This window comes from Acidisphaera sp. S103 (assembly GCF_009765975.1).
Taxonomy (GTDB): domain Bacteria; phylum Pseudomonadota; class Alphaproteobacteria; order Acetobacterales; family Acetobacteraceae; genus Rhodopila.
Map to the genome: position 1 here is coordinate 349,284 of NZ_LMUJ01000064.1, position 21,687 is coordinate 370,970.

Sequence of the window (21,687 nt, forward strand, 5' to 3'; positions counted from 1 at the left end):
CTATGTGGGTTTCTTGGCGATGACAGCGACGGTGGGCGGGTTCGATCCGGGCGGCACCGGCGGAATGACGGCGCTGTCCTTGGTGTCCGGCGGGCGCGGACGGAACACCAGCCGGTCACCCAGCCGCATATCGATGGCGGCCAGTGGACGATCCAGCACCGCGTGGTCCTGCTGCAACTGGGTCAGCCGGTCCAGCGCGACGATCACGTGTCCTTCCGGCAGCATCACATCGGTGCCGTTGGTCATCCGCAGATTCCACCGGCGTTGCCCGACGCGGACGGCGGCTGCGACTTTGTCCGCCAGCGCCGGCCGTTCCTGCAACGCATCCAGCAGTTCAGCGGCGGCGACCGGCGCTCCAAGCCCGACGATCAATGGCAACCGGCGGAATTCGGTGACGTCCTGATTCGTAACGATCTGGCCGTTGCGATCGACCAGCACGAATTTGCCCTGGTTCTGCCACACGGCGAACGGCCGCCGCTCCTGCAGGTTGACCACCACTGTGCCCGGCAGCCGGCGCTCGACCGTCGCCTGCTCCACCCACGGGATGGATTCAATCCGTGCCCGCGTTTCCTCCAACGAGAATCCCAGAATGGGATCGCCCTTGTTGATGCCAATGGCGGCGCGCAACAACGGTTCCGGTGTGTTGGCACGGCCTTCGATCACCACATCGGTCACCCGCAGACCGGACACGGCGGTCATCGCACCCAGCTTTTCGCGTAGGTTGGACAACGTGCCGGTGTGCGATCCGGCGGAATGGAAGACGACCAGCAGCAACAGGCCGACGAATGAGGCGAACGCACCCCATGCCGCCGGCCGCAGCAAGCGGCGCTGGCGGCGCAACGCCAGGCGCCACCAGGACGGCCGGTCGTTGACCGAATTACGGGGCGATTGTTTCACCCGCGGCATGCGGCGTGCTCCACCATCCAGGCACAGAGTTTCGGAAAACTCATGCCGCGATGCGCCGCCTGCTCCGGCAGCAGCGATGTCGGGGTCAGGCCTGGCTGCGTATTGATCTCCAGCAGCACCAGCCGACCGGGTTCACCGGCCGTGTCGTCGTAACGGAAATCGCAGCGCGAGGCGCCACGGCAGCCCAGCGTGCGATGCGCCGCGACAGCGACATCCATGGCCTGCGCGTAGATATCCGGATGGACCACGGCCGGAATGATGTGGCGTGACCCACCATCGGCGTATTTGGATTCGTAGTCGTAGAAAGTGCCCGCCACTGCCTTGATATCGGTCACCGCCAGTGCCTGGTCGTCCAGCACGCCGACCGTCAATTCCCGGCCCGGAATGTATTCTTCCACCAGCGCCGTCGATCCGAATGTCCAGTTTCGCGCGATCTCACGCCGCCGATTATCCCCAATGCGCACGACGGTTACGCCAACCGACGATCCTTCGTTCACCGGTTTTACGACATAGGGCATCGGCAACGGATCGCCCGCTTCAAGCTCCGCCACCGATACCACGCGGCCGGACGCGACCGGCAGGCCGGCGGCGGCAAACAGCGCCTTGGCCACCTGCTTGTCCATCGCCAGGGAAGACGCCCGCCCCCCGGAATGTGTATACGGAATGTCCAGCCAATCCAGCACGCCCTGGATCGCGCCGTCTTCACCGAAACGGCCATGTAATGCGTTGAACACTGCGTCGGGCTTCGGCGTCAGCGCGGCGATCACCGCACCCAGATCATGGCCGACCTCGACCGGAACGACATCGAAACCGGATTCCCGCAGCGCGGCGATCACCTGGATGCCGGTGGACAGGCTGACGTCGCGTTCGGCGGAAATGCCGCCATACAGCACCACGATCCGGGTCATGCCACCACCTCCGGCCTGCCGGCGGGCATGCCGATGCGGCGGATTTCCCACTCCAGCGTGACGCCGGTCGCGGCCAGCACACGGCGGCGCACTTCCTCACCCAGCCCCTCGATGTCGGCGGCGGTCGCGGTGCCGGTGTTGATCAGGAAGTTGGTGTGCTTCTCCGACACCATCGCACCGCCGCGAACCAAGCCGCGGCAACCGGCGATGTCGATCAGTTCCCAGGCTTTCATGCCGTCCGGGTTCCGGAACGTCGATCCGCCGGTGCGCGCCCGCACCGGTTGCGAGGTCTCCCGGGAGATCCTGATCTCCGACATCCGAGCGGCGATCAGCGTTGGCGCTGCTGGGGTCGCGCGCAACCGAACACAGGTCACGACCGCACCCGCCGGCAGCGCTGCATGGCGATAGGCGAACGCCAACTGCGCAGCGGTCAGCCGGCGTTGCTCCCCGGTGCGGGTGACAATCTCGGCCCAGTCCAGCACGTGGGCCATGTCGCCGCCATAGGCACCGGCATTCATCGCCACCGCACCGCCGATCGACCCCGGAATGCCGGACAGGAACTCCAACCCGCCCAATCCCGTGGCGGCGGCATGTTCGGCAACCGTGACATCCAGCGCCGCGGCGCCGGCGATGATGCCGTCAGCCTCGGCAGTGATGGTGGAAAAGCCGCGCGCCAGACGGATCGTGACGCCCGGCAACCCGCCGTCCCGCACGATCAGGTTGGAGCACGCGCCGATCACATGCATCGGCACTTCATGCGGCAGATCACGCAGGAAGCCCGACAGGTCTTCGGCATCGGCCGGCCGCACCAGCGCCTCGGCCGCGCCGCCGGCCCTGAACCAGGTGAACGGCGCCAGCTTCGCGTCGGCCTGGATACGGCCGCGCACTGTCGGCAGTTGCTCCAGGAAGCCAGGAATGCGTTGCGCTGCCATCATGACGCCCGCTTTCCGCCGGCCGCCTGCAGCGCCGCGAGTTCAGCCGGCAGCGTCGCCGCCCATTGCGTGATCGATCCTGCGCCCAGGCAAACGACGAAATCGCCGGAACGAGCGATCGCGTGCACCATCTCGGCCAACCGTCCGGGATTCGGCAGCGCAACGACGCTGCGATGACCACGCGCCCGCAGCCCTTCCACCAACGCATCGCGAGTCACGCCGGGGATCGGTTGCTCACCCGCCGCATAAACATCAGCGACGATCACCGTGCCGGCGTCATTCATGCAGGTGCAGAAATCGTTGAACAGCGATTCCAGCCGCGTATAGCGGTGCGGCTGCACCACCGCGACGACATCGCGCGCACCTGCCTGCCGAGCGGCTTTGAGTACCGCGGCGATTTCCACCGGATGGTGACCGTAATCGTCGATCACCGAGATGCCACCCGACTCGCCGGTCTTGGTGAAGCGGCGCTTGACGCCCTTGAAGCCGAGGAACGCGTCGCGCAGCGTGGTGTCATCGATCTCCATCTCGATGCCCACGGCGATCGCCGCCAGCGCGTTCTGCACGTTGTGCGCGCCCAGCATCGGCAACCGGAACGGACCCATCTTGCGGGAGCGATTGCGGAACCGGTCGGTGACCACGACATCGAATGTCGAGCCCAGCTTGTCGGGCTTCACCCGCTCCGCCCGCACATCGGCCTGCGGCGAAAATCCGTAGGTGACGATGCGATGATCCGAAAGTCTGGGGATCATCTGCTGCACTTCGGGATGATCGATGCACAGCACCGCGAAACCATAGAACGGAATGTTGGCGACGAACTGGTCGTAGCCCGCGATCATGGCATCGGGACTGCCCCAATGATCCAGATGTTCCGGATCCATGTTGGTGACGACGGCAATGATGGCAGGCAGGCGCAGGAACGATCCGTCGCTCTCATCGGCTTCGACGACCATCCAGTCGCCGCTGCCCATGCGCGTATTGGTGCCGTAGGCATTGATGATGCCGCCGTTGATGACGGTAGGATCCAGGCGAGCGGCTTCCAGCACGCAGGCGATCAAGCTGGTGGTGGTGGTCTTCCCGTGCGTGCCCCCCACCGCGACCGACCATTTCAGCCGCATCAGCTCCGCCAGCATTTCCGCACGCCGCACCACCGGAATCAGGCGAGCACGTGCGGTGGCGACCTCGGGGTTGTCGCGCTTCACCGCGGTGGACACCACGACGACCTGCGCCTCGCCCAGGTTGGCGGCATCATGGCCGATCATCACCCGAATCCCGGCCTCACGCAGCCGCAGGACGTTGCCGGATTCGGCGATGTCACTGCCTTGGACGCTGTAGCCCAACTCGTGCAGCACCTCGGCGATGCCGGACATGCCGATGCCACCGATGCCGACGAAGTGGATGGTTCCGATGGAAAGCGGCAACGCTCTCATACGCGCTCTCCCGGTTGGGTGTGGGCCATGCGCGCTTCGACCAGATCGGCCAGACGGGCGGCCGCATCGGCCCGTGCCTGGCTGCGGGCACCCACAGCCGCCTCGGCCAGGCCAGCCGGATCGGCCAGGACCTGTCCGAGGCGTTCGGCCAAGAATGCCGGCGTGAACTGCGGCTGAGGCACCACCCAGGCACCGCCCGCCTCAGCCAGGGCGCGCGCATTCGCCGTCTGATGATCGTCGATCGCGCCCGGGAGCGGCACCAGGATCGCCGGCCGCCCGGCCACCGCCAGTTCCGCCACCGTCGACGCACCGGCACGCGCGATCACCAGATGCGCCGCCACCAGTCGGGACGCAACGTTGGGGAAGAAGGGCGACAGTTCCGCCGGGATTCCATCCTCGGCATAGGCGGCCTTGACCCGTTCGAGGTCCTCCGGCCGGGTCTGCTGAACAACAGAAAGCCGGTCGCGCAACGTCTCCGGCAACGCCCGCAACGCCGCCGGAACGACATCGGAAAACACGCGCGCTCCCAACGACCCGCCGAGGACCAACAGCCTGATCCGGTCCGTCGCCGCGATGTAGCCGGTCTTCGACAGTGCGGCGATCGCCGGCCGCACGGGGTTGCCGGTCACCGCAGTCTGCGTCCCCGGCGGAACCCGTTTGGTGTCCTCGAACCCCAAGGCCAACTCGTCGGCACGCTTGGCTAGGAACCGGTTCGCCCGTCCCAGCACCGCGTTCTGCTCCTGCAGGATCACCGCCGGCCGGCGGCGCAGCAGCCTGGCGGCGAGCACCGGTGCGACGCACGGATAACCGCCAAATCCAACGATGCAGGCAGCCCCGAGTCCGGCCAGGACGCCGCGCGCCTGGACGACGCCGGCAGTCAGCGACCCGACCGCCTTCGCCCCGCGCCACGCCCCACGCCCAGCGATGCCAGCGCCGCGAATGACGTATTGCTCCCGCCCCGCGAAGGTCGGGCTGGACAGGCCGCCCGAACGCGCATCGGTCATCAGCACGATTCGGTGGCCGCGCGCCACAAGTTCAGCGGCCAGTGCCTCGGCCGGGAAGAAATGGCCGCCCGTGCCGCCGGCCGCAATGACGATCGGTTTCACCGCCGGGCCCCTCATGCCGGCTCATCCCGGCCACGCCGGCGGGTCAACGCCAGCAGCATCCCCATGCCCAACGCAATCGCGATCACCGACGACCCGCCGTAGGAGATGAACGGCAACGTCATTCCCTTGGTCGGGATCAGCCGCAGCGTGGAGGCCATGTTGACGAATGCCTGCAACCCGAAACCGGTGACCAGCCCGGTGCACGACAGCACGACGAACTGATCCTGTTCCCGCAACAGCCGCAGCAGGCCGCGCAACACGATGAAGGCGAAGACCGCCAGGATGACGACACAGATGATCATGCCGAATTCCTCACCCGCCACGGCGTAGACGAAGTCGGCATGGGCGTCGGGCAGGATGTCCTTCACGTGTCCTTCGCCCGGGCCGCGGCCCAGCAGGCCGCCATTGCCGAACGCCTCCAGCGCGGTGGTCACCTGATAGTTGTCGCCGGTGCCATCCCAGAACCGAGTCCAGCGGCTTTGGACATGCGGGAAGATCCAATAGGCCAGGACGCCACCGCCGCCGAACATGCCCAGCGCGATGCCAACCAGCACCAACGGCAGGCCATTGATGTAAAGCTGGGTCAAAAATACCGCCGTGATTACGACCAGCATGCCAATATCCGGCTGCGACTTCAGCAACAGCAGGATCACCGCGAAAATCAGGCAGGCAATGGTCGTGCCAGGAAAGCGCGGCGATTTCTTGGCCTCGCTCAGCAACCAGGCTGCGACGATCGCAAAGCACGGCTTCAGAAATTCGCTCGGCTGGACCGACATGCCCGGCAACGAGATCCACCGCCGAGCGCCCTTGATCTCAACGCCGATCACCATGGTCGCAGCGGTCAGCGCCAGCGCGATCAGGCAGCCCACGATAGCCAGGCGCTTGATGTCGCGCGGTGACAGCAGCGACACCGCGACGACGATCGCCCCGGCGACAGCCAGGAAAAGCACCTGCTTCAGAATGAACGTATCCCGCGACGTGCCGATGCGTTCGGCGACGGCGGGGCTGGCGGCGAGCATCATGATGTAGCCGAAGCCGATCAACGTGCCGATCGCGCCCAGCGTCCAGCGGTCGACACTCCACCACCAGCGGCCCAGCAGCGAGTTATCCGCGCGCGACAGAGTCGGCATCAGATGCCTCCCGCTTGCATGCCACGGGCCAGTTCGGCGAAGCGGTCGCCGCGCTGATCGTAACCGGTGAACTGATCCCAACTGGCGCAGGCCGGCGACAACAGGACAATCGGCGCGTCGTCGGCCTTGGCAGCGGCGAAGGCAGCCGGCACGGCGGTTTCCAGCGTGCCCACCATGTCGAACGGCACCCCGTGGCGGGTCAGCGTCGCCGCGAAATCCGGCGCATCCCGCCCGATCAGCAGCGCTCGGGCGATGCGCGGGAACAGCGGCACCAGCGGCTCTATCCCGCCTTCCTTCGCCATGCCCCCGGCGATCCATATCACTCGATCGTAGCAGACCAGCGCCACCTCGGAAGCCTCGGCGTTGGTTGCCTTGCTGTCGTTGATGAAAGTCACCCCGTCGATCGTGACGATGCGCTGCTGGCGATGCGGCAGGCCGGGGTAGGTCCGCAGTCCCACCGCGATCACCTCGTCCGGCACCCCGAGGAAACGAGCCATCGCGGTCGCCGCCATGGCGTTCTGGACGTTGTGTGCTCCTGGCAGCGCCGGACCCGACGCCAACGGCACTTCTGAACCCGACACGCGAACCACGCGGGCCGGCCGAGTGTCCAGCCACGCCGCCATGTCGCGGGCACCGGGATCGTCGATTCCGACCACCGCGAGGTCGCCGCTGACCTGCCGATCGAAGATCGCACGCTTGGCCAGGGCATATCCAGCCATGTCGCCATGACGATCGATGTGGTCGGCACTAAGATTGAGCATAACCGCTACATCAAACCGTATGCTCGCGAGTCGCTCCAACATGTAGGAGGACATCTCGAGCACGTACACACCATCATGTGGCAGCAGCGGCAACGACAGCGCCGCCGGCCCTAGGTTGGCTCCGGCCGCCACCGGGGTTCCGGCCTGTTCGATGATGTGTGCCAGCAGCGCCGTGGTGGTGGACTTGCCGTTGGTGCCGGTGATCCCGACGAATCGAGCCCGCGAGCCGGATGCTCGGACCGCCTGGTACAGCAGTTCGACATCGGACAGGATCGGCACGCCCGCCTCGATCGCCCGAACCGCGGCAGGATGGGGTTTCGGCAAGCGATGCGGAATGCCCGGCGACAGCACCAGCGCGTCGAAGTCGAACGGCCCCGAGGTTGGGTCGCGCACCTCGATTCCGGCGTCGGGCACCGCGCGTGACGCCGGATTGTCGTCCCACGCCACGACCTCAGCACCCATCGCCCGCAGGCCCAGCGCCGCCGGCAGGCCGTTCTTGCCCAGACCGACCACCGCGTAGCGCTTGCCGCTGAACAGCGTGGGGGCGAACGTGCTCATCGGATCTTCAAGGTCGCCAGACCGACCAGCCCAAGGATCATCGAGATGATCCAAAAACGGATGACGATGGTCGGCTCCGCCCAGCCCTTCTTCTCGAAGTGATGGTGCAGCGGCGCCATCAAGAAGACGCGGCGACCGGTGCGCTTGTACCAGAACACCTGGATGATGACCGACAGCGTCTCCACCACGAACAGGCCGCCGACGATCATCAGCACGATCTCGTGCTTGGTCACGATCGCCACGGCGCCGAGCGCACCACCGAGGCCCAGAGCACCGATGTCCCCCATGAACACGGCAGCGGGCGGCGCGTTGAACCACAGGAAGCCCATGCCGGCGCCCACCAGCGCAGAACAGAATACGGCCAGTTCGCCAGCCCCGGACACCGGGTTCAGTTGCAAGTAATCCGCGAAGATGCGGTTGCCGACAAGGTATGCGATCAGGGTGAATACGCCGGCGACGATCATCGTGGGCACGATCGCCAGTCCGTCCAGCCCGTCGGTCAGGTTCACCGCGTTGGACGCGCCCATCATCACCAGCGCCCCGAAGATCGGGAACAGAAAGCCCAGCTGGATCACGGCTTCCTTGAACACCGGGAACGTCACCGCAGTACCGAGCGGACCGCGCGCCAGCGATGTGATCCAGACGGCGGCGACTAACCCGACAATCGCCTGAACCAACAGCTTCACGCGTCCGGAAACGCCCCGCGTATTGCGCTTGGTGACCTTCAGATAGTCGTCGGCAAAGCCCAAGATGCCATAGCCCAGCGTGACGAACAGCACCGCCCAGACGTAACCGTTGCGCAAATCGGCCCACAACAGTGTCGAGATCGTCAGGCTACCCAGGATCAGCAGGCCGCCCATTGTGGGCGTGCCTTTTTTCTCGATCAGATGCCGCTCCGGCCCGTCCAGGCGAATCGGCTGGCCCTGCTTCTGTACCGACTTCAGCCACCGGATCACCGACGGTCCCAGCAGGAAGCTGACGACCAGTGCCGTCATGCAGGCCGCGCCCGCTCGGAACGTGATGTAACGGAACAGGTTGAACAGGATGAACTGGTCCGCGAGGGGCCGAAAAATCATGTAAAGCATCAGGCTGCCCCGGCGATTACGGTGGATGACCGGCTGGAGACAGCCTCGATAGCGTCGACCACGCGCTTCATGCCACTGCCCAGACTGCCTTTCACCAGGATCGCATCGCCCGGCGCGATGGAAGCAGCGACCATCGGTGCCAGGGCGGCCGAATCCACGGCGTGACCCCCCTGCAAGGCGGCGGGAACGGCGTCGAACAAGTGACGCATCAGCGGACCGCAGGTGAACAGGCAATCCACCGAACCGATGACCGAATCTGTCAGGCCCACATGCTCGGCCTGTCCTTCGTCGCCTAGTTCCAGCATATCGCCCAACACCGCGATGCGCCGCCGCGCCGGCTGCAATCGCAGCACGTCCAGCGCGGCACGCATCGACGTCCCGTTGGCGTTGTAGCTTTCGTCCAGCAGCAACGCGATGCCACCGCCCACCGCGATTCGCCGCCGCGCACCGCGGCCCGAGAGCGGAACAAACGCCCGCAGCGCTTCAATCGCCGTGGCCGGGTCAAGGCCAAGCGCGGCGACGGCACCAAGCGTGGCAAGCACGTTCATCGCCATATGCCGCCCGGGCGCATTAAGCCGCAACGAAGCCTGGTGACCAACGATATCGACCTGGATCAGCGAGCCGTCGGCATCCGGGTCCATCCCGGTCAGCCTGATATCCGCCGCTGGATCGGTGCCAAACGTCAGCACGACGGCATCACCGGCCGCTGCCCTCAGGCGGGCGAGTTGCGGCGAGTCAGCCGGAAGCACCGCAATACCGCCCGGTTCCAGCCCGCGCATCACATCGGCCTTCTCATCGGCGATCGCCTCAATGCTGCCAAGGTATCCGATATGCACCTTGGCGATCGTCGTGATCACCGCAACATGCGGACGCGCCAAGCGAGCCAGCGGCGCGATCTCACCCGCATGGTTCATGCCGATCTCGGCGACGCAGAATTGCGCATCGCGGGGTGTGCGCGCCAGCGTCAGCGGCAAGCCCCAGTGGTTGTTGTAGGACGCCGCGGCGGCATGCGTCGTGCCGAACGCCGACAACGCCCCGCGCAGCATTTCCTTGGTCGTGGTCTTGCCGACGCTGCCGGTGACGGCGGCCAGGCGTCCGCCGTTCTCGCCGAATCGGGTACGGGCAAATCCTCCCAGACGCGCCAGCCCGGCCAACGTATCGTCGACGCGCAGAACGGGTCCGGCCGACGGCACATCGTCATGCACCATCGCACCGGCCGCGCCCTTGGCGAGCGCATCCGCCACGAAACCATGCCCATCGCGGCCCTCGCCTATCAGCGCGACGAACAGATCGCCCGCCGCCAGCGTCCTGGTGTCGATCGACACGCCGCTGGCCTCGAACGGAGCCGACAAAACGCCGCCCGTCGCCTCCAGCAATTCATGCGCGGTCCACAGCGGAGCGTTCATGCCGACGGCTCCTGACAGCCGGCCAGGCGGCGAACAACCGTCACATCGTCGAACGGCAGGACGGTGCCGCCCACGATCTGGCCCTGCTCGTGGCCTTTACCGGCGACGACCAGAACGTCCCCGGCGGACAGATCGTTCAATGCCGTTTCGATCGCCTTCGCGCGGTCGCCGATTTCCCTGGCGTCCGGACACGCCGCCATGATCGCGGTTCGGATACTGGCCGGATCCTCGCTGCGCGGGTTGTCGTCCGTGACGATGGCGAAATCGGCGAGCCGCGCCGCCATTTCACCCATCAGCGGCCGCTTGCCGCGATCCCGGTCGCCACCCGCGCCGAACACCACGTGCAACCGGCCTGTGGCGTGCGGGCGCAGCGCGGTCAGCAGCCGCTCCAGCGCATCCGGCGTATGAGCGAAATCGACATAAGCGGTCGCGCCGTTCGGTAGCAGAGCAGCCCGCTCCATCCGGCCGCGCACGCCGCGCAGCACGGCCAGCCGATCCAGGACGTCGGTCATGCCCAACGCCTCGGTCAACGCCGCGGCGACCAGCACATTATCCGCCTGGAAGCGACCGGGCAGGTTCAGGGCGATGGAGCGCACCTGTCCATCGACCATCACCAACAAATCCTGGCCGTCCGGCCGCGGATGCGCTTCCACCAGCCGCAACCGGTCGCCCTGCTCGCCGACGGTGCGGAAATCCAGCCCGCGGCGGCTGGCGATCTCGCGCAGCGCCGTCAGCGTCGCCGGCTCCATATCGGCATGGGCGATGGCGGGCGCCCCGGCGGGCAGCAACTCGCCGAACAGGCGCAGCTTCGCCCGTCGGTAGGCATCCAGCGTGCCGTGATAATCCAGGTGATCGCGCGTCAGATTGGTGAACGCCGCGGCAGCCAACCGGACGCCATCCAGCCGGAACTGATCGAGACCGTGCGACGACGCCTCGATCGCCGCCCGATCGATTCCATGACGCGCCAAGCCGGCGAGCATCTCCGCCAGGCTGATCGGATCGGGCGTGGTCAGACCCGGACCGGGATCGAAACCGGGAGCAATCAGGCCCAGCGTCCCAAGGCTGGCCGCCTTCGCGCTTGTCGAGGCCCAGAGCTGGCGGGTGAAATCGACGACACTGGTCTTGCCGTTGGTGCCGGTCACCGCGGCCACCGTCGCCGGCTGCGGACCGGCCAGCACGGCCGCGATCTGCGCCAGGCACTGGCGGGGCTCCGGGTCCATGATGATCGGGCGTTGCGGCACGCCTGGCGGCCACGGCGTTCCCTGCGGCGCTAGCACCGCCACCGCACCTCGCTTCACCGCATCGGCGATGAACGCCCGTCCGTCGGCGCGCGATCCCGGCAATGCCGCGAACAGATCGCCCGGCACGACCGCTCGGCTGTCGGCCGTAACACCGGCGATGTCGAGATGCGCCACGGCCTCCCAGGCCCGAACGCGGGACGCGCCGGTGATGTTGGACACCTGCCGCATGATATCAGCGGCCCGCAACGGGCGCGGCCGTGGATACGACGCGAACCGCCCTGACCGTGGGCCGGTCGTCCTTCGTTTCGCGTCTGATAATCCGCGCCGGATGGCTTATGGCCGGCGGCAGGATCGTGGCGGGCACAGTCAGATCGGGACGGCCTTTACGGCCGGCCGTCTTGGCGGAAGTCTCGGTCGGGATCGGCGGCGACCACGGCCCCAGCGCCACCGCACCCGGCGGCCGGGCGGGCTGCAGCGGGATCGACAGCTCCTGGTTGATCGTCGCCGCGTCCTTGATATCGGGCAGCATGCCCAGCATCGGGCCGATCCGAGCGATCACCTTGCCCGCCGCCGGCGCAACCACCCAACCCGCGGTCGAGTAGCCATATGTACTCTTGTTCCCGTGTGGTTCGTCCAACATCATGTAGACGGCGTAACGCGGTGCGTTCATTGGGAATACGCTGATGAACGCGGACACGTTGGTATGCTTCCGGTACGTGCCGTGGACGCCGACCTTTTCCGCCGTGCCGGTCTTGCCGCCCGGGTAATAGCCTGCCACTTCCGCGGCCTTGCCATACCCGTCGGTGACGACCAGCCGCATCAGCTTCCGCATGATTTCGTTCGTCGACGGCTGTATTACCCGGGTCTCGTCAACCGGTTGGTCCGGATCGCGCGCCAGGATCGTCGGCCGGACCAGTTCGCCCGTGGCGACCGCCGCCGTGCCACGGACGATGTGCAGCGGCGTGACGGAAATGCCGTGACCGAACCCGACGGTCATGGTGACGACTTCTTTCCAGTTGGCCGCCGATTGAACGATTGGAAGCGCCGATTCAGGCAGTTGGATGCCGGTGCGGTTGAACATGCCCATGGTCTTGAGGAACGCCCGCTGACGCTCCGCCCCCACGGTCAGGGCGATATGCGCGGCCCCCAGGTTGGACGAGTAGGCCAGCACCTCCGGCAGATACAGCCAGCGGTGCTTGCCCTCGAAATCGGTGATGGTGAACCGGCCGATGTGGATCGGTCGGGACGCGTCGAATTCATCCCAGATGTGAGCCATGCCGCCGTCCAGCGCCATCGAAGCCGTTTGCAGCTTGAATGTGCTACCGGGCTCGTATGTCCCCTCGACGGCGCGGTTGAAGCGGTCCTCCGCCGGCGCCGTACGGACGAAGTTGGCATCGTAGTCCGGCAGGCTGACCATCGCCAGCACTTCACCGGTATTGACATCCATCACGATGCCGCACCCGCCGATCGCCTCGAATTCCGCCATGGCGGACGAGAGTTCCTCGCGTACCACGGCCTGTACCTGCAAATCGATCGACAACCGCAGCGGGTCAGTGTCGGTGCGCAGGCGGCGGTCGAAGTATTTCTCGACACCGGCGAAGCCGTTCTCATCCACATCGACGCCGCCAAGAACCTGCGCGGCAGTCCGCCCGAGCGGATACTCCCGGTGCTGGGTTGGCTGAAAATCGACACCGGGAATGCCCAGGTTGTTGATCGCCTGCTCTTCCCGCGGAGTAATCTCACGCGCCAGGTAGATAAACTTCTTGTCGCGTTTCAGCCGCGCGACCGTCTCATCCATGTCCAGGCGCGGCAGCACGCTCTTCAACTTCGTCGCCGCTTCCTCGGGATCGCCGATCTGACGCGGATCGGCGTACAACGCCACGGTGGGTAGCGAGATCGCCATCGGCTGGCCGTTCCGATCGGTGATCATCGCGCGCTGGCCCGGCAACGTCGCTTCGACCGGGTCACGCGGGATCGACTCGACCATCTGGGTCACCGTCCGTTCGGCCCGGTGCGGGGCGAGCGGCATCACAATGGTCGCGAGCGCCAGCTTCCCCAACACAGCGGAGAACAGCACGATGAAGCCGCCCGCAGTAATCACCAGCCGCGAACGCGTTTTCTCCAACGCCGCTCGGCGTGCAAGGTCGGGTGCGGTGACCCGCACATTTTCCATGCGCGGCACGGCATCGGACCTGTTGGCCCCCTGGCGTGGCGCGGGCCGGCCATGCCGGCCGCCATTCAGCGGCGGTGAATCAGGCGGTGGAACGGGATCGTCCTGATCGCTCATGATACCAGCTCAATTGGCGTTGTACGATGCGTTCACCGGCGTCGGGCGAGGCGCCGGCGGCATCGAGCCGCGCGCCATGCCAAGCAGAGAGCCTCCCCCACCATATGGCGTCGATTCTGCCACCATCGGCGGGCGGTATTGCTGCCGCGGCGGCGTATTGACCGGGGCATAGGTGGGCAACGGCCGCGGTGCGGCCAGCACGATCGGCCGCGATGCCGGCACCGGCCGAACGTCCGTTCGGGCTTCCATCAGTCGCGGGGCAACCCGCTGTTCCGACTGACGCGGTTCGAATTGGCGCGGTTCGAATTGGCGCGGTTCGAATTGGCGCGGTTCGGAAGGACGTGGATCGAACTGGCGTTGCTCATTCGGACGCTGGTCGAACGACCGGGCGTCGGCGATCGCGACGGAACGGCCCGGGCTGTCAGCAGGTCTGGAAACCGGGATCCGCTCCGCGGTTTTCACCTCCGGCCGCGCCACGGCGGCGGCGATTGCCGCCTTGGGCATCGCCGGGGCAACCGGAATGGGTGGAAGCGGCAGCGCGTCCTCCGCGACGACGGCCGCAGCAGACTGGTCAGATGCAGGATCGGCTGCGTCCGTCGACGCCGCGTCCGCCACGACCGCCGCCGGCGCCTGCCCATCAGGGGTTGCATCCGGCGCAGGCGCGGGCGGTGCCACCGGCTCCGGTGCCGGCAACCGGCTGTCGAGATCGGCCAGGCTGGTGAACTGGGTCGGCGCTATGCTTTTCAGCGTCAGGTAAGTTTCGGAGAACTGCTGCAACCGCTGCGGGTCGTTCAGCATCGTCCATTCCGCCGCCAGCAGCCGGCTTTGCTCGCGCAGCGCGTTGGTGTCATGCACGGTCTTCTCGATCGTCCGATCGAGCATCGAGACTTGATGCTTTGACTGGTAGAGGTACAGGCCGGACCCGCAGGCGAGCAGGCAGGTGGCGATGGTGAGAGGTCGGATCATGTGTCGCGGCCTTTGCCGAGGCGTTCAAGCGCACGCAGCCGAGCGCTGCGCGATCGCGGGTTTTGATTGGTTTCGGACAGTCCAGGGCGCAAGGCCCGCGTGGTCAGCAGCCGGAAGTCAGGCGCATCCCGCGTCATCAGCCCGGCGGGATTGTGGCGAGACGGCGCCCCGGTACGTCCGGTGGCCTCGCTCATGAAGCGCTTCACGATGCGATCCTCAAGGCTGTGGAACGCCACCACCACCAGCCGTCCACCGGGCGACAGCAGGCGAACCGCCTGCGCCAGTGCATCTTCGATCTGCCGCAGTTCGTCATTCACCTTGATGCGCAAGGCCTGGAAGCTGCGAGTGGCCGGATGGTTGCCCGACCGGTCCGGCGGCAGCACCGAACGAATGATCTCCGCCAGCCGGCCGGTGGTCTCGATCGGGGCTTCCAGACGAGCGGCGACGATGGCCTTGGCGATCCGGCGGGACGCCCGCTCCTCCCCCAGTTCATACAGCACGTCGGCCAGCGCCGGTTCGGCCAGCGTGTTCACCAGGTCGGCGGCACTCGTCCCATGTTTTCCCATGCGCATGTCGAGCGGGCCGTCGTGGCGGAACGAAAAGCCCCGTTCGGGGTCGTCGATCTGGAACGACGAAACGCCGAGATCGAGCACCACGCCGTCCAATTCGGTCACCCCGGCCTGGTCCAGCAGCGAGACCATGTCGCCGAACTGCCCGTGCAGCAGATGCAGCCGGCCGGGAAACTTGGCTACCAGGCTGGCGCCACGCTCGATCGCCTCGGGGTCGCGGTCGATCGCCCACAGCGTGCAGCGCGCCTGCTCCAGGATCGCCGTGGCGTAGCCGCCGCCACCGAACGTGCCGTCCAGGTAAACACCGCCGTCGCGCGGCGCGAGGGTCGCCAGCACCTCATCCAGCAGCACGGGGATATGGCCGCTCATGCCAGCGCTCCCGCACGCACGCTGAAGCCGGACGCTTTTGCCTTCTCACGCGCCTCGGCGAGGCGGCGGGCACCGGCTTCGGGTTCCCAGATCTGGAATGTGTTGCGCGTGCCGATGAACACGACGTTTTCGGTCAGGCCGGCATGCGCGACGAGGCTGGCGGGCAGCATGATCCGCCCCTCCTTATCGGTTTCCATCGTGCAGGCGTCGCCGAACAGCGCCAATACAATATCCTCGTGTTCCGGGCTGAAAAGGCTGTAGCCTTCCGCCACCGGTCCGCTCAGCGCCTCGAAACCCAGTTCCGTCCAACCTTCGATGCAGGCGTGCTGGTGCGACGGGCGTAGATACATCGGTGCGACCGCGGCGCCTTCGCCGGCATGGCTCATCTTCTTGAGAACGGAACGAAATTGCGCAGGTATCGACACACGCCCTTTGGCGTCCAGCTTGTTCTGGTGGGTGCCGATGAAAAGCGCCATTCAGACCCGTGTGCCTTTCCTGCCGAGTGGTTCTGCCATGGGTGAGCAAGGCACGAATGCTGTGACGACCGGCTACGGATGTTGGGACGATGGGCCGTATCCAGTCGCACACCCCTGTGGATGATGGTCCACGTTGGGTGAACATGGGATAGCATGGGAATATCTGGGACGTCAAAGGATTTGCCCCCTTTACCGGACGATTCGACCGAAAATTACCCGGCTTCGTCAGACACTTACCGGCTGCGAACCGAGTCACCCCAAGCCAATTCTGCATCACGAAAATATTCGCGTTTCGTTCTTGTGGATAAACTTGTGAGGGAATTTGGCTCCACCGTCCCGAAGCAACGGATTGACGCTGACGACGCGAAGGGAAAGTTGCCAGACAGTCTGTAAGCCGGGTTCTGTCCGCCCCCCTGAGGAGGCGGGACGACCATTCCTCTGGGACGCATCTCGCGATGCGCCTCACGCGACCAACCCGAACGGCGGGACGGGAACGTCCCCGTGATTATCACGGGATTTTGGCCCGCAACATCACAGCCGCTCCTATTCGGTCTTGCTCCCGGTGGGGTTTACCGAACCGCCCCTGTTGCCAGGGGCGTGGTGCGCTCTTGCCGCACCGTTTCGCCCTTACCCGCGGGACCAGCCTGCTTGCGCCGGCCAGTCTTGCACGGGCGGTTTGTTTTCTGTGGCACTATCCCTGGGGTCGCCCCCGCCGGCCGTTAGCCGGCACCGTATTCCCGTGGAGCCCGGACTTTCCTCCACCAACGGGATTGCCCCGTCAGCAGCGGTCGTCCAACTGTCTGGCTGCTCGGGATGTGCGCCCGTGAGGTCAGGCGGTCAAGCGCTCCTGAAGCGCCGGTGCGGCTGCCCGCGTGATGATGCCGCCACCGAGGACTCGGTCTGCCAGATAGAACACACAGGCCTGCCCGGGCGCCGGCAACGCCGGATCGTCGAGCGCGACCGTGGTGGTGATGCCATCGGTGCGCACGATCGCCGGCCGAGGCTCTTCACGCGCCCGCAGCTTCACCGCGCAGCGCAGGTCATGGGCCGGCATGGGAATCAGCCAGTTCACGTCACGCAACTGCACGGTATGAGTGCCCGTCCCACGCGGTCCCACGACGACGCGCCGCCGGCCGGGTTCGGTGGCCACCACGACCTGGCGCTGCCCATCCAGCACCGCCGCGGACCCGAGACGCTTGCCCTGCCCCACCGTATAGCGGGCAATGCCGTCGTGGCTTCCGACGATGCGCCCATCGGCGGTGACGATCTCACCGGCCGCCAGAGCGTCGGGACGCGTCTTGGCGATGACATCCGTGTAGGCGCCGGAGGGGACGAAGCAGATATCCTGGCTGTCCGGCTTCTCCGCCACGCCAAGCCCCAGCCGCTGCGCCACATCGCGCACCGTGCGCTTGTCTTCCATGCCGCCCAGCGGAAACAGGCACATATCGAGCTGCGGCCGTGTCGTCGCGAACAGGAACCAGCTCTGATCCCGCGCCGGATCCGTCGCCCTGTGCAGTTCGGCGCCATCCGGCCCATCCATCCGGCGCACATAATGGCCGGTGGCGAGACGTTCGGCCCCCAGGTCACGCGCCAGCGCCGACAGATCGGCGAACTTCACCGTCTGGTTACAGGTGATGCACGGCACCGGAGTTTCGCCCTGCGCGTAGCTGTCCGCGAAGTTTCCGATCACCGCCTTGGCGAACCGTTCCTCGGCATCGATCACGTAGTGCGAGATGCCCAGGCGGTCGGCCACACGCCGCGCATCGTGGATATCCTGGCCGGCGCAACAGGCGCCCTTGCGGCCCGTCGCCGCACCGTGGTCGTAAAGCTGCAGGGTGACGCCGATGACCTCATGCCCCGCCTCGTGCAGCAGGCCGGCAACGACGCTGCTGTCCACGCCTCCGGACATGGCGACCACGACGCGCATGATCAGCCCTGTGCGTTCCGCGTTCCGGCCGGCAACTTCACCACCAAACCGTCGAGTTCAGGACTCATCACCAACTGGCAGCCCAGGCGCGAGGTCTGGGTCAGGCCGAACGCGAGGTCCAGCATGTCCTCCTCATCCTCGGTGGGTGCTTCCAGCTTCTTGAACCAGGCTGCATCGACGATGACGTGGCAGGTGGAGCACGCCAGCGATCCCTCGCATGCGCCCTCGATATCCACTCCGTGCTTGTGGGCGATCTCCAGCACCGACAGGCCCATCGGCGCGCCGACCTCGCGACGGGTGCCGTCGCGCTCGATAAAGGTCATCTTAGGCATCGGGGAACGTCATTCGGATCAGGCCTTGATGTCGGGAGGAGCCGCTTCGCAGGCGGCATGGGCCGCGGACAGCGCCGCGGCGGCGTAGTCGATATCCGCGGGCGAGGTAAAGCGTCCGATCCCAATGCGCAAGGTCCGCGCCGCCTCCTGATCGGAAAGCCCCAACGCCCGCAGGACATAGGACGGCTCAACCTCGGCGGAGGAGCAGGCCGACCCGGTGGACACACACAAATCCGGCACAGCTTCCATCAGCGCGGTGGCGGTCGCCCCCGGGAACGTCACGTTGAGATTGCCGGAAATTCGTGTCTCGAAGCTGCCATTGACCTGGATGCCAGGAATGTCTCGCCGCAACCGCTCCAGCAGTCCCAGCCGCAACTGCCCGACCCGTTCGGCTTCCGCCGCCATTTCCGCCGCTGCCAGACGGCAGGCCTCGCCCAGGCCCACGATCAGCATCGCCGGCAGGGTGCCGGACCGCAGCCCCCTCTCTTGCCCGCCGCCGGAAAACAGCGCCGCGACGCGCACACGCGGACGACGGCGGACGAACAACGCGCCGACTCCCTTTGGGCCATACAGCTTGTGGCCACTGACCGAAGCCAGGTCGACCTTCCAGCCGGTCAGGTCGAGCGGGATTTTGCCTGTCGCCTGCGCCACGTCGGTATGGAACAGCGCGCCCGCCGCTTTCGCGATCGCCGCCAGTCCGGGAATGTCCTGAATAACCCCGGTCTCATTGTTCACCGCCATCACGCTGACCAGCAGCGTCGGCACCGCCAACGCCTCCCGCAGCACCTCGGGATCGAGCAACCCGTCCGGCCGCACCGGCAGCACGACCGGCTCGAATCCTTCGGCCGCCAGGTCGGCGGCGGCTTCCAGGACGCATTTGTGTTCGGTCGCCACGGTGATGACCCGGCGGCGCGGATCGCCCATGCTGGCGGCGAACCGCGCCGCCCCCTTGATCGCGATATTGTTGGATTCGGTCGCCCCGGAGGTGAAAATGACCTCCCTGACCTCGGCGCCGATCAGCGCCGCGACCTGCGCCCTGGCGGTTTCGACAGCGGCTTCAGCCTTGCGGCCCATGACGTGTTCCGCGCTGTGGGGATTGCCATATTCCTCGGAGAAATACGGCAGCATCACCTGGACGACGCGCGGATCGCACCGCGTCGTCGCCTGGTTATCCAGATACACCGGCTGGTTGGGGCGGGGTGGAGCTTCGGTCATGACAGTCAATTAGGGTCAGGCGGCGTGCGGGGCCAGGGTGGGACAAAGCCGCCCAGCCACGCGTTTGTAAGCGGCCACGAAGGCGTCGATGTCCGCCGGCGTGACATTCCACGGCAGCGAGACGCGGATCGCCTGTCCGGCCAGCGCGCCAAGGCCCATCGCCTGCAACACGTGGCTGGTCTGCACTTTGCCGGAACTGCAAGCCGCCCCCGCGCTGACGGCGATCCCCTCCAGATCAAGCGCGATCACCTGCACCCCGGCGGCGGCATTCGGCAACGCCAGGCAGGTCGTGTTCGGCAGACGGTGGGCCGGATCACCGCACACCACCGCACCACACGCGACCGCCGCCTGTTCGGCCGCATCGCGCAGACCAGCCAACCGGACCAGATCATCACCCTCGCTGGCCTGGGCCGCCGCCGCGAACCCGGCGATCAGCGCCACCGAAGGGGTGCCGCCACGCCGGCCGCGTTCCTGGCCGCCACCACCAATCAGTGCCTCGGCGAACGGCGCGTCCGGCGCCAGCAGCAAGGCACCCACGCCCGCCGGACCGCCCAGCTTGTGCGAGGAAATCGCCAGGCTGTGCGCACCCAGTTGGCCGAGATGGACCGGCATGCGCCCAGCCGCCTGGATCGCATCCACGTGCAGCAGCGCACCATGCCGGCGGCAAACCGCCGCCGCCTCCCGCACCGGCTGGATCACACCCGTTTCATTATTGGCCAGCATCATGCAGACCAGCGACGCCTCGCCGTCGGCCAGCCGTGCCTCCAGCATCGCGAGGTCGACGATACCATCCCGGCCCACCGGCGCCACGGCCGCGCCAACGGCGGCCGACCGGACGGCGTCGTGCTCGATCGCGCTGATCACAAGGCGACGCCCCGGGGACATCGCATGGATTGCCGCCGCGTCCGCCTCGGTGCCGCCCGAGGTGAACACCAGGTCCTGCGGCTGCCCGCCGAACCGGGCCGCGATCACCTCCCGAGCGTCTTCCATGATGCGGCGAACGTGACGGCCGGGTTGGTGCACCGACGACGGATTGCCGGAGGCCGCGAACGCCGCCATGACCGCGTCCCGCGCTGCCGGCCGCAACGGCTGGGTCGCGTTGGCGTCGAGGTAGCGCATCTCAGTCATTTTGAGCCGCCTTTGGCGTCGGGCAGGCGGCTCGTCCCGCCACGCGACCCAAAACGACGTCGGCCAGGGTCACCCTGCGCAAGAACAAGGCGATCTGGTGCCCCAGTTCGGCCCAAAGATCGTGCGTCTGGCACTTTTCGCCGCAGACGGCCATCCCCGGGTGCGGCCCGGGGGCGATCATGCACCCGCCGCCGCCGATCTCGCATCGCGTGGCCTTGATCGGTTCGTCCACCGCCGCGACGATGTCGGCGATGGCAATCTCGGACGACGCACGCGCCAGCCGGTAGCCGCCGCCGGGACCGCGCGCCGCCCGCACCAGGCCCGCCCGCCGCAGTTTGCCGAACAACTGCTCCAGGTATGACTGGCTGAGTTGCTGGCGGTCGGCGATGTCGGCGAGGCAGCTCAGGTCGTTCGGCCGGTCGGTCGTCTCGCGGGTTGCGAGGTCAACCATCGCCATGACGGCATAACGGCCCTTGGTGGAAAGTTGCATGGCTTGTCAAATTACCGCATGCCGGCCATGCGGCCAGGCGATCACGTGTCTAAGTTGGCGAGAAATACAACCTATAATACGTTCATATTGGCCAAACGGAGCATAGTCTGGTTTATCCGAAAGAATTACATACACGCATAGATAGCAAAAATAGCGCGCCTTCGAATACCATAAGGGGAAGATTCGGTCCCTAAGGGCCTCGACTGTCTCATGCAGGAACATGAAAGCCATGCGACATTTCCATTATGAAAGATCGCTTCACTTGTCCTATAACACTTTCCTGGCTGGACGAATGAGCTCCGCAGAGGGCCCGTCGCAGGCAGGTTGGTGAGAAGGCAAAAGGAGACGCGAACCCGGAACTCCCCACGAAGTCCTCCACCAAGCCTAAAATTTCCGACCCCACAGGTCAAGATTTGATGGTTGATTGGATGTCGTGGAACTGACATCAAGGGATTGCGTTCCTAT

General features: G+C 66.4%; 19 protein-coding genes and 1 other RNA gene. All 20 read right to left on the minus strand.

The genetic code is table 11. The annotated features are described in order from the left end of the window. Complete coding sequence (locus GSQ89_RS23590; protein ID WP_158929823.1) at positions 1 to 906, minus strand: cell division protein FtsQ/DivIB; 906 nt, start codon at positions 904 to 906, stop codon at positions 1 to 3. Beyond that, positions 894 to 1,814, minus strand: coding sequence for a D-alanine--D-alanine ligase (locus GSQ89_RS23595; RefSeq protein ID WP_158929825.1), 921 nt, complete (start codon positions 1,812 to 1,814; stop codon positions 894 to 896). The genes GSQ89_RS23590 and GSQ89_RS23595 overlap by 13 nt, the downstream gene beginning before the upstream one ends. Next, on the minus strand, positions 1,811 to 2,749 hold the full coding sequence (gene murB, locus GSQ89_RS23600) for a UDP-N-acetylmuramate dehydrogenase (RefSeq protein WP_158929827.1): 939 nt from the start codon (positions 2,747 to 2,749) through the stop codon (positions 1,811 to 1,813). Before murB ends, GSQ89_RS23595 begins: the two co-directional genes overlap by 4 nt. Next, positions 2,746 to 4,176 (minus strand): UDP-N-acetylmuramate--L-alanine ligase, encoded by a 1,431-nt coding sequence (gene murC, locus GSQ89_RS23605; protein WP_158929829.1) that lies wholly within the window; start codon positions 4,174 to 4,176, stop codon positions 2,746 to 2,748. The genes murB and murC overlap by 4 nt, the downstream gene beginning before the upstream one ends. Next, entirely contained in the window at positions 4,173 to 5,297 is a 1,125-nt protein-coding gene (murG, locus tag GSQ89_RS23610; protein ID WP_158929831.1) for an undecaprenyldiphospho-muramoylpentapeptide beta-N-acetylglucosaminyltransferase, read from the minus strand. Before murG ends, murC begins: the two co-directional genes overlap by 4 nt. Then, positions 5,294 to 6,412 carry an FtsW/RodA/SpoVE family cell cycle protein gene (locus GSQ89_RS23615; protein ID WP_158929833.1) on the minus strand — a complete coding sequence of 373 codons (1,119 nt, stop codon included), beginning with the start codon at positions 6,410 to 6,412 and terminating at the stop codon, positions 5,294 to 5,296. Before GSQ89_RS23615 ends, murG begins: the two co-directional genes overlap by 4 nt. Further along, complete coding sequence (gene murD, locus GSQ89_RS23620) at positions 6,412 to 7,731, minus strand: UDP-N-acetylmuramoyl-L-alanine--D-glutamate ligase (protein WP_158929835.1); 1,320 nt, start codon at positions 7,729 to 7,731, stop codon at positions 6,412 to 6,414. Before murD ends, GSQ89_RS23615 begins: the two co-directional genes overlap by 1 nt. Beyond that, on the minus strand, positions 7,728 to 8,816 hold the full coding sequence (mraY, locus tag GSQ89_RS23625; RefSeq protein ID WP_158929837.1) for a phospho-N-acetylmuramoyl-pentapeptide-transferase: 1,089 nt from the start codon (positions 8,814 to 8,816) through the stop codon (positions 7,728 to 7,730). The genes murD and mraY overlap by 4 nt, the downstream gene beginning before the upstream one ends. Beyond that, entirely contained in the window at positions 8,816 to 10,222 is a 1,407-nt protein-coding gene (murF, locus tag GSQ89_RS23630) for a UDP-N-acetylmuramoyl-tripeptide--D-alanyl-D-alanine ligase (RefSeq protein WP_158929839.1), read from the minus strand. The genes mraY and murF overlap by 1 nt, the downstream gene beginning before the upstream one ends. Then, positions 10,219 to 11,691, minus strand: coding sequence for a UDP-N-acetylmuramoyl-L-alanyl-D-glutamate--2,6-diaminopimelate ligase (locus tag GSQ89_RS23635; protein ID WP_158929841.1), 1,473 nt, complete (start codon positions 11,689 to 11,691; stop codon positions 10,219 to 10,221). Before GSQ89_RS23635 ends, murF begins: the two co-directional genes overlap by 4 nt. A 4-nt stretch (positions 11,692 to 11,695) precedes the next feature. Continuing rightward, positions 11,696 to 13,750 (minus strand): penicillin-binding protein 2, encoded by a 2,055-nt coding sequence (locus GSQ89_RS23640; RefSeq protein ID WP_254073327.1) that lies wholly within the window; start codon positions 13,748 to 13,750, stop codon positions 11,696 to 11,698. Positions 13,751 to 13,759: 9 nt separating this feature from the next. Continuing rightward, entirely contained in the window at positions 13,760 to 14,716 is a 957-nt protein-coding gene (locus GSQ89_RS23645; protein WP_158929843.1) for a hypothetical protein, read from the minus strand. Then, complete coding sequence (gene rsmH / locus GSQ89_RS23650) at positions 14,713 to 15,654, minus strand: 16S rRNA (cytosine(1402)-N(4))-methyltransferase RsmH (protein ID WP_158929845.1); 942 nt, start codon at positions 15,652 to 15,654, stop codon at positions 14,713 to 14,715. Before rsmH ends, GSQ89_RS23645 begins: the two co-directional genes overlap by 4 nt. Continuing rightward, positions 15,651 to 16,130: a division/cell wall cluster transcriptional repressor MraZ gene (gene mraZ, locus GSQ89_RS23655; RefSeq protein ID WP_158929847.1), complete on the minus strand. Its 480-nt coding sequence runs from the start codon at positions 16,128 to 16,130 to the stop codon at positions 15,651 to 15,653. The genes rsmH and mraZ overlap by 4 nt, the downstream gene beginning before the upstream one ends. Positions 16,131 to 16,504: 374 nt before the next feature. Further along, positions 16,505 to 16,934, minus strand: an RNA gene (gene rnpB / locus GSQ89_RS23660) — RNase P RNA component class A. Between the two features lie 25 nt (positions 16,935 to 16,959). Next, on the minus strand, positions 16,960 to 18,057 hold the full coding sequence (gene mnmA, locus GSQ89_RS23665) for a tRNA 2-thiouridine(34) synthase MnmA (protein ID WP_158929849.1): 1,098 nt from the start codon (positions 18,055 to 18,057) through the stop codon (positions 16,960 to 16,962). Between the two features lie 2 nt (positions 18,058 to 18,059). Continuing rightward, the gene (locus GSQ89_RS23670; protein WP_158929851.1) at positions 18,060 to 18,389 is read right to left on the minus strand and encodes a ferredoxin family 2Fe-2S iron-sulfur cluster binding protein; all 330 of its coding nucleotides are present in this window, start codon (positions 18,387 to 18,389) and stop codon (positions 18,060 to 18,062) included. Positions 18,390 to 18,407: 18 nt separating this feature from the next. Next, complete coding sequence (locus GSQ89_RS23675; protein ID WP_158929853.1) at positions 18,408 to 19,604, minus strand: cysteine desulfurase family protein; 1,197 nt, start codon at positions 19,602 to 19,604, stop codon at positions 18,408 to 18,410. A gap of 15 nt (positions 19,605 to 19,619) precedes the next feature. After that, entirely contained in the window at positions 19,620 to 20,732 is a 1,113-nt protein-coding gene (locus GSQ89_RS23680) for a cysteine desulfurase family protein (protein WP_158929854.1), read from the minus strand. Further along, positions 20,725 to 21,222, minus strand: coding sequence for an Rrf2 family transcriptional regulator (locus tag GSQ89_RS23685; protein ID WP_158929856.1), 498 nt, complete (start codon positions 21,220 to 21,222; stop codon positions 20,725 to 20,727). The genes GSQ89_RS23680 and GSQ89_RS23685 overlap by 8 nt, the downstream gene beginning before the upstream one ends. Positions 21,223 to 21,687 lie beyond the last annotated feature (465 nt).

Excerpts from the sequence above, each read along its gene's own strand:
- GSQ89_RS23590 (WP_158929823.1), bottom strand. The coding sequence starts at position 906 with ATGCCGCGGGTGAAACAATCGCCCCGTAATTCGGTCAACGACCGGCCG.
- GSQ89_RS23595 (WP_158929825.1), bottom strand. The coding sequence starts at position 1,814 with ATGACCCGGATCGTGGTGCTGTATGGCGGCATTTCCGCCGAACGCGAC.
- murB (WP_158929827.1), bottom strand. The coding sequence starts at position 2,749 with ATGATGGCAGCGCAACGCATTCCTGGCTTCCTGGAGCAACTGCCGACA.
- murC (WP_158929829.1), bottom strand. The coding sequence starts at position 4,176 with ATGAGAGCGTTGCCGCTTTCCATCGGAACCATCCACTTCGTCGGCATC.
- murG (WP_158929831.1), bottom strand. The coding sequence starts at position 5,297 with ATGAGGGGCCCGGCGGTGAAACCGATCGTCATTGCGGCCGGCGGCACG.
- GSQ89_RS23615 (WP_158929833.1), bottom strand. The coding sequence starts at position 6,412 with ATGCCGACTCTGTCGCGCGCGGATAACTCGCTGCTGGGCCGCTGGTGG.
- murD (WP_158929835.1), bottom strand. The coding sequence starts at position 7,731 with ATGAGCACGTTCGCCCCCACGCTGTTCAGCGGCAAGCGCTACGCGGTG.
- mraY (WP_158929837.1), bottom strand. The coding sequence starts at position 8,816 with ATGCTTTACATGATTTTTCGGCCCCTCGCGGACCAGTTCATCCTGTTC.
- murF (WP_158929839.1), bottom strand. The coding sequence starts at position 10,222 with ATGAACGCTCCGCTGTGGACCGCGCATGAATTGCTGGAGGCGACGGGC.
- GSQ89_RS23635 (WP_158929841.1), bottom strand. The coding sequence starts at position 11,691 with ATGCGGCAGGTGTCCAACATCACCGGCGCGTCCCGCGTTCGGGCCTGG.
- GSQ89_RS23640 (WP_254073327.1), bottom strand. The coding sequence starts at position 13,750 with ATGAGCGATCAGGACGATCCCGTTCCACCGCCTGATTCACCGCCGCTG.
- GSQ89_RS23645 (WP_158929843.1), bottom strand. The coding sequence starts at position 14,716 with ATGATCCGACCTCTCACCATCGCCACCTGCCTGCTCGCCTGCGGGTCC.
- rsmH (WP_158929845.1), bottom strand. The coding sequence starts at position 15,654 with ATGAGCGGCCATATCCCCGTGCTGCTGGATGAGGTGCTGGCGACCCTC.
- mraZ (WP_158929847.1), bottom strand. The coding sequence starts at position 16,130 with ATGGCGCTTTTCATCGGCACCCACCAGAACAAGCTGGACGCCAAAGGG.
- mnmA (WP_158929849.1), bottom strand. The coding sequence starts at position 18,057 with ATGCGCGTCGTGGTCGCCATGTCCGGAGGCGTGGACAGCAGCGTCGTT.
- GSQ89_RS23670 (WP_158929851.1), bottom strand. The coding sequence starts at position 18,389 with ATGCCTAAGATGACCTTTATCGAGCGCGACGGCACCCGTCGCGAGGTC.
- GSQ89_RS23675 (WP_158929853.1), bottom strand. The coding sequence starts at position 19,604 with ATGACCGAAGCTCCACCCCGCCCCAACCAGCCGGTGTATCTGGATAAC.
- GSQ89_RS23680 (WP_158929854.1), bottom strand. The coding sequence starts at position 20,732 with ATGACTGAGATGCGCTACCTCGACGCCAACGCGACCCAGCCGTTGCGG.
- GSQ89_RS23685 (WP_158929856.1), bottom strand. The coding sequence starts at position 21,222 with ATGCAACTTTCCACCAAGGGCCGTTATGCCGTCATGGCGATGGTTGAC.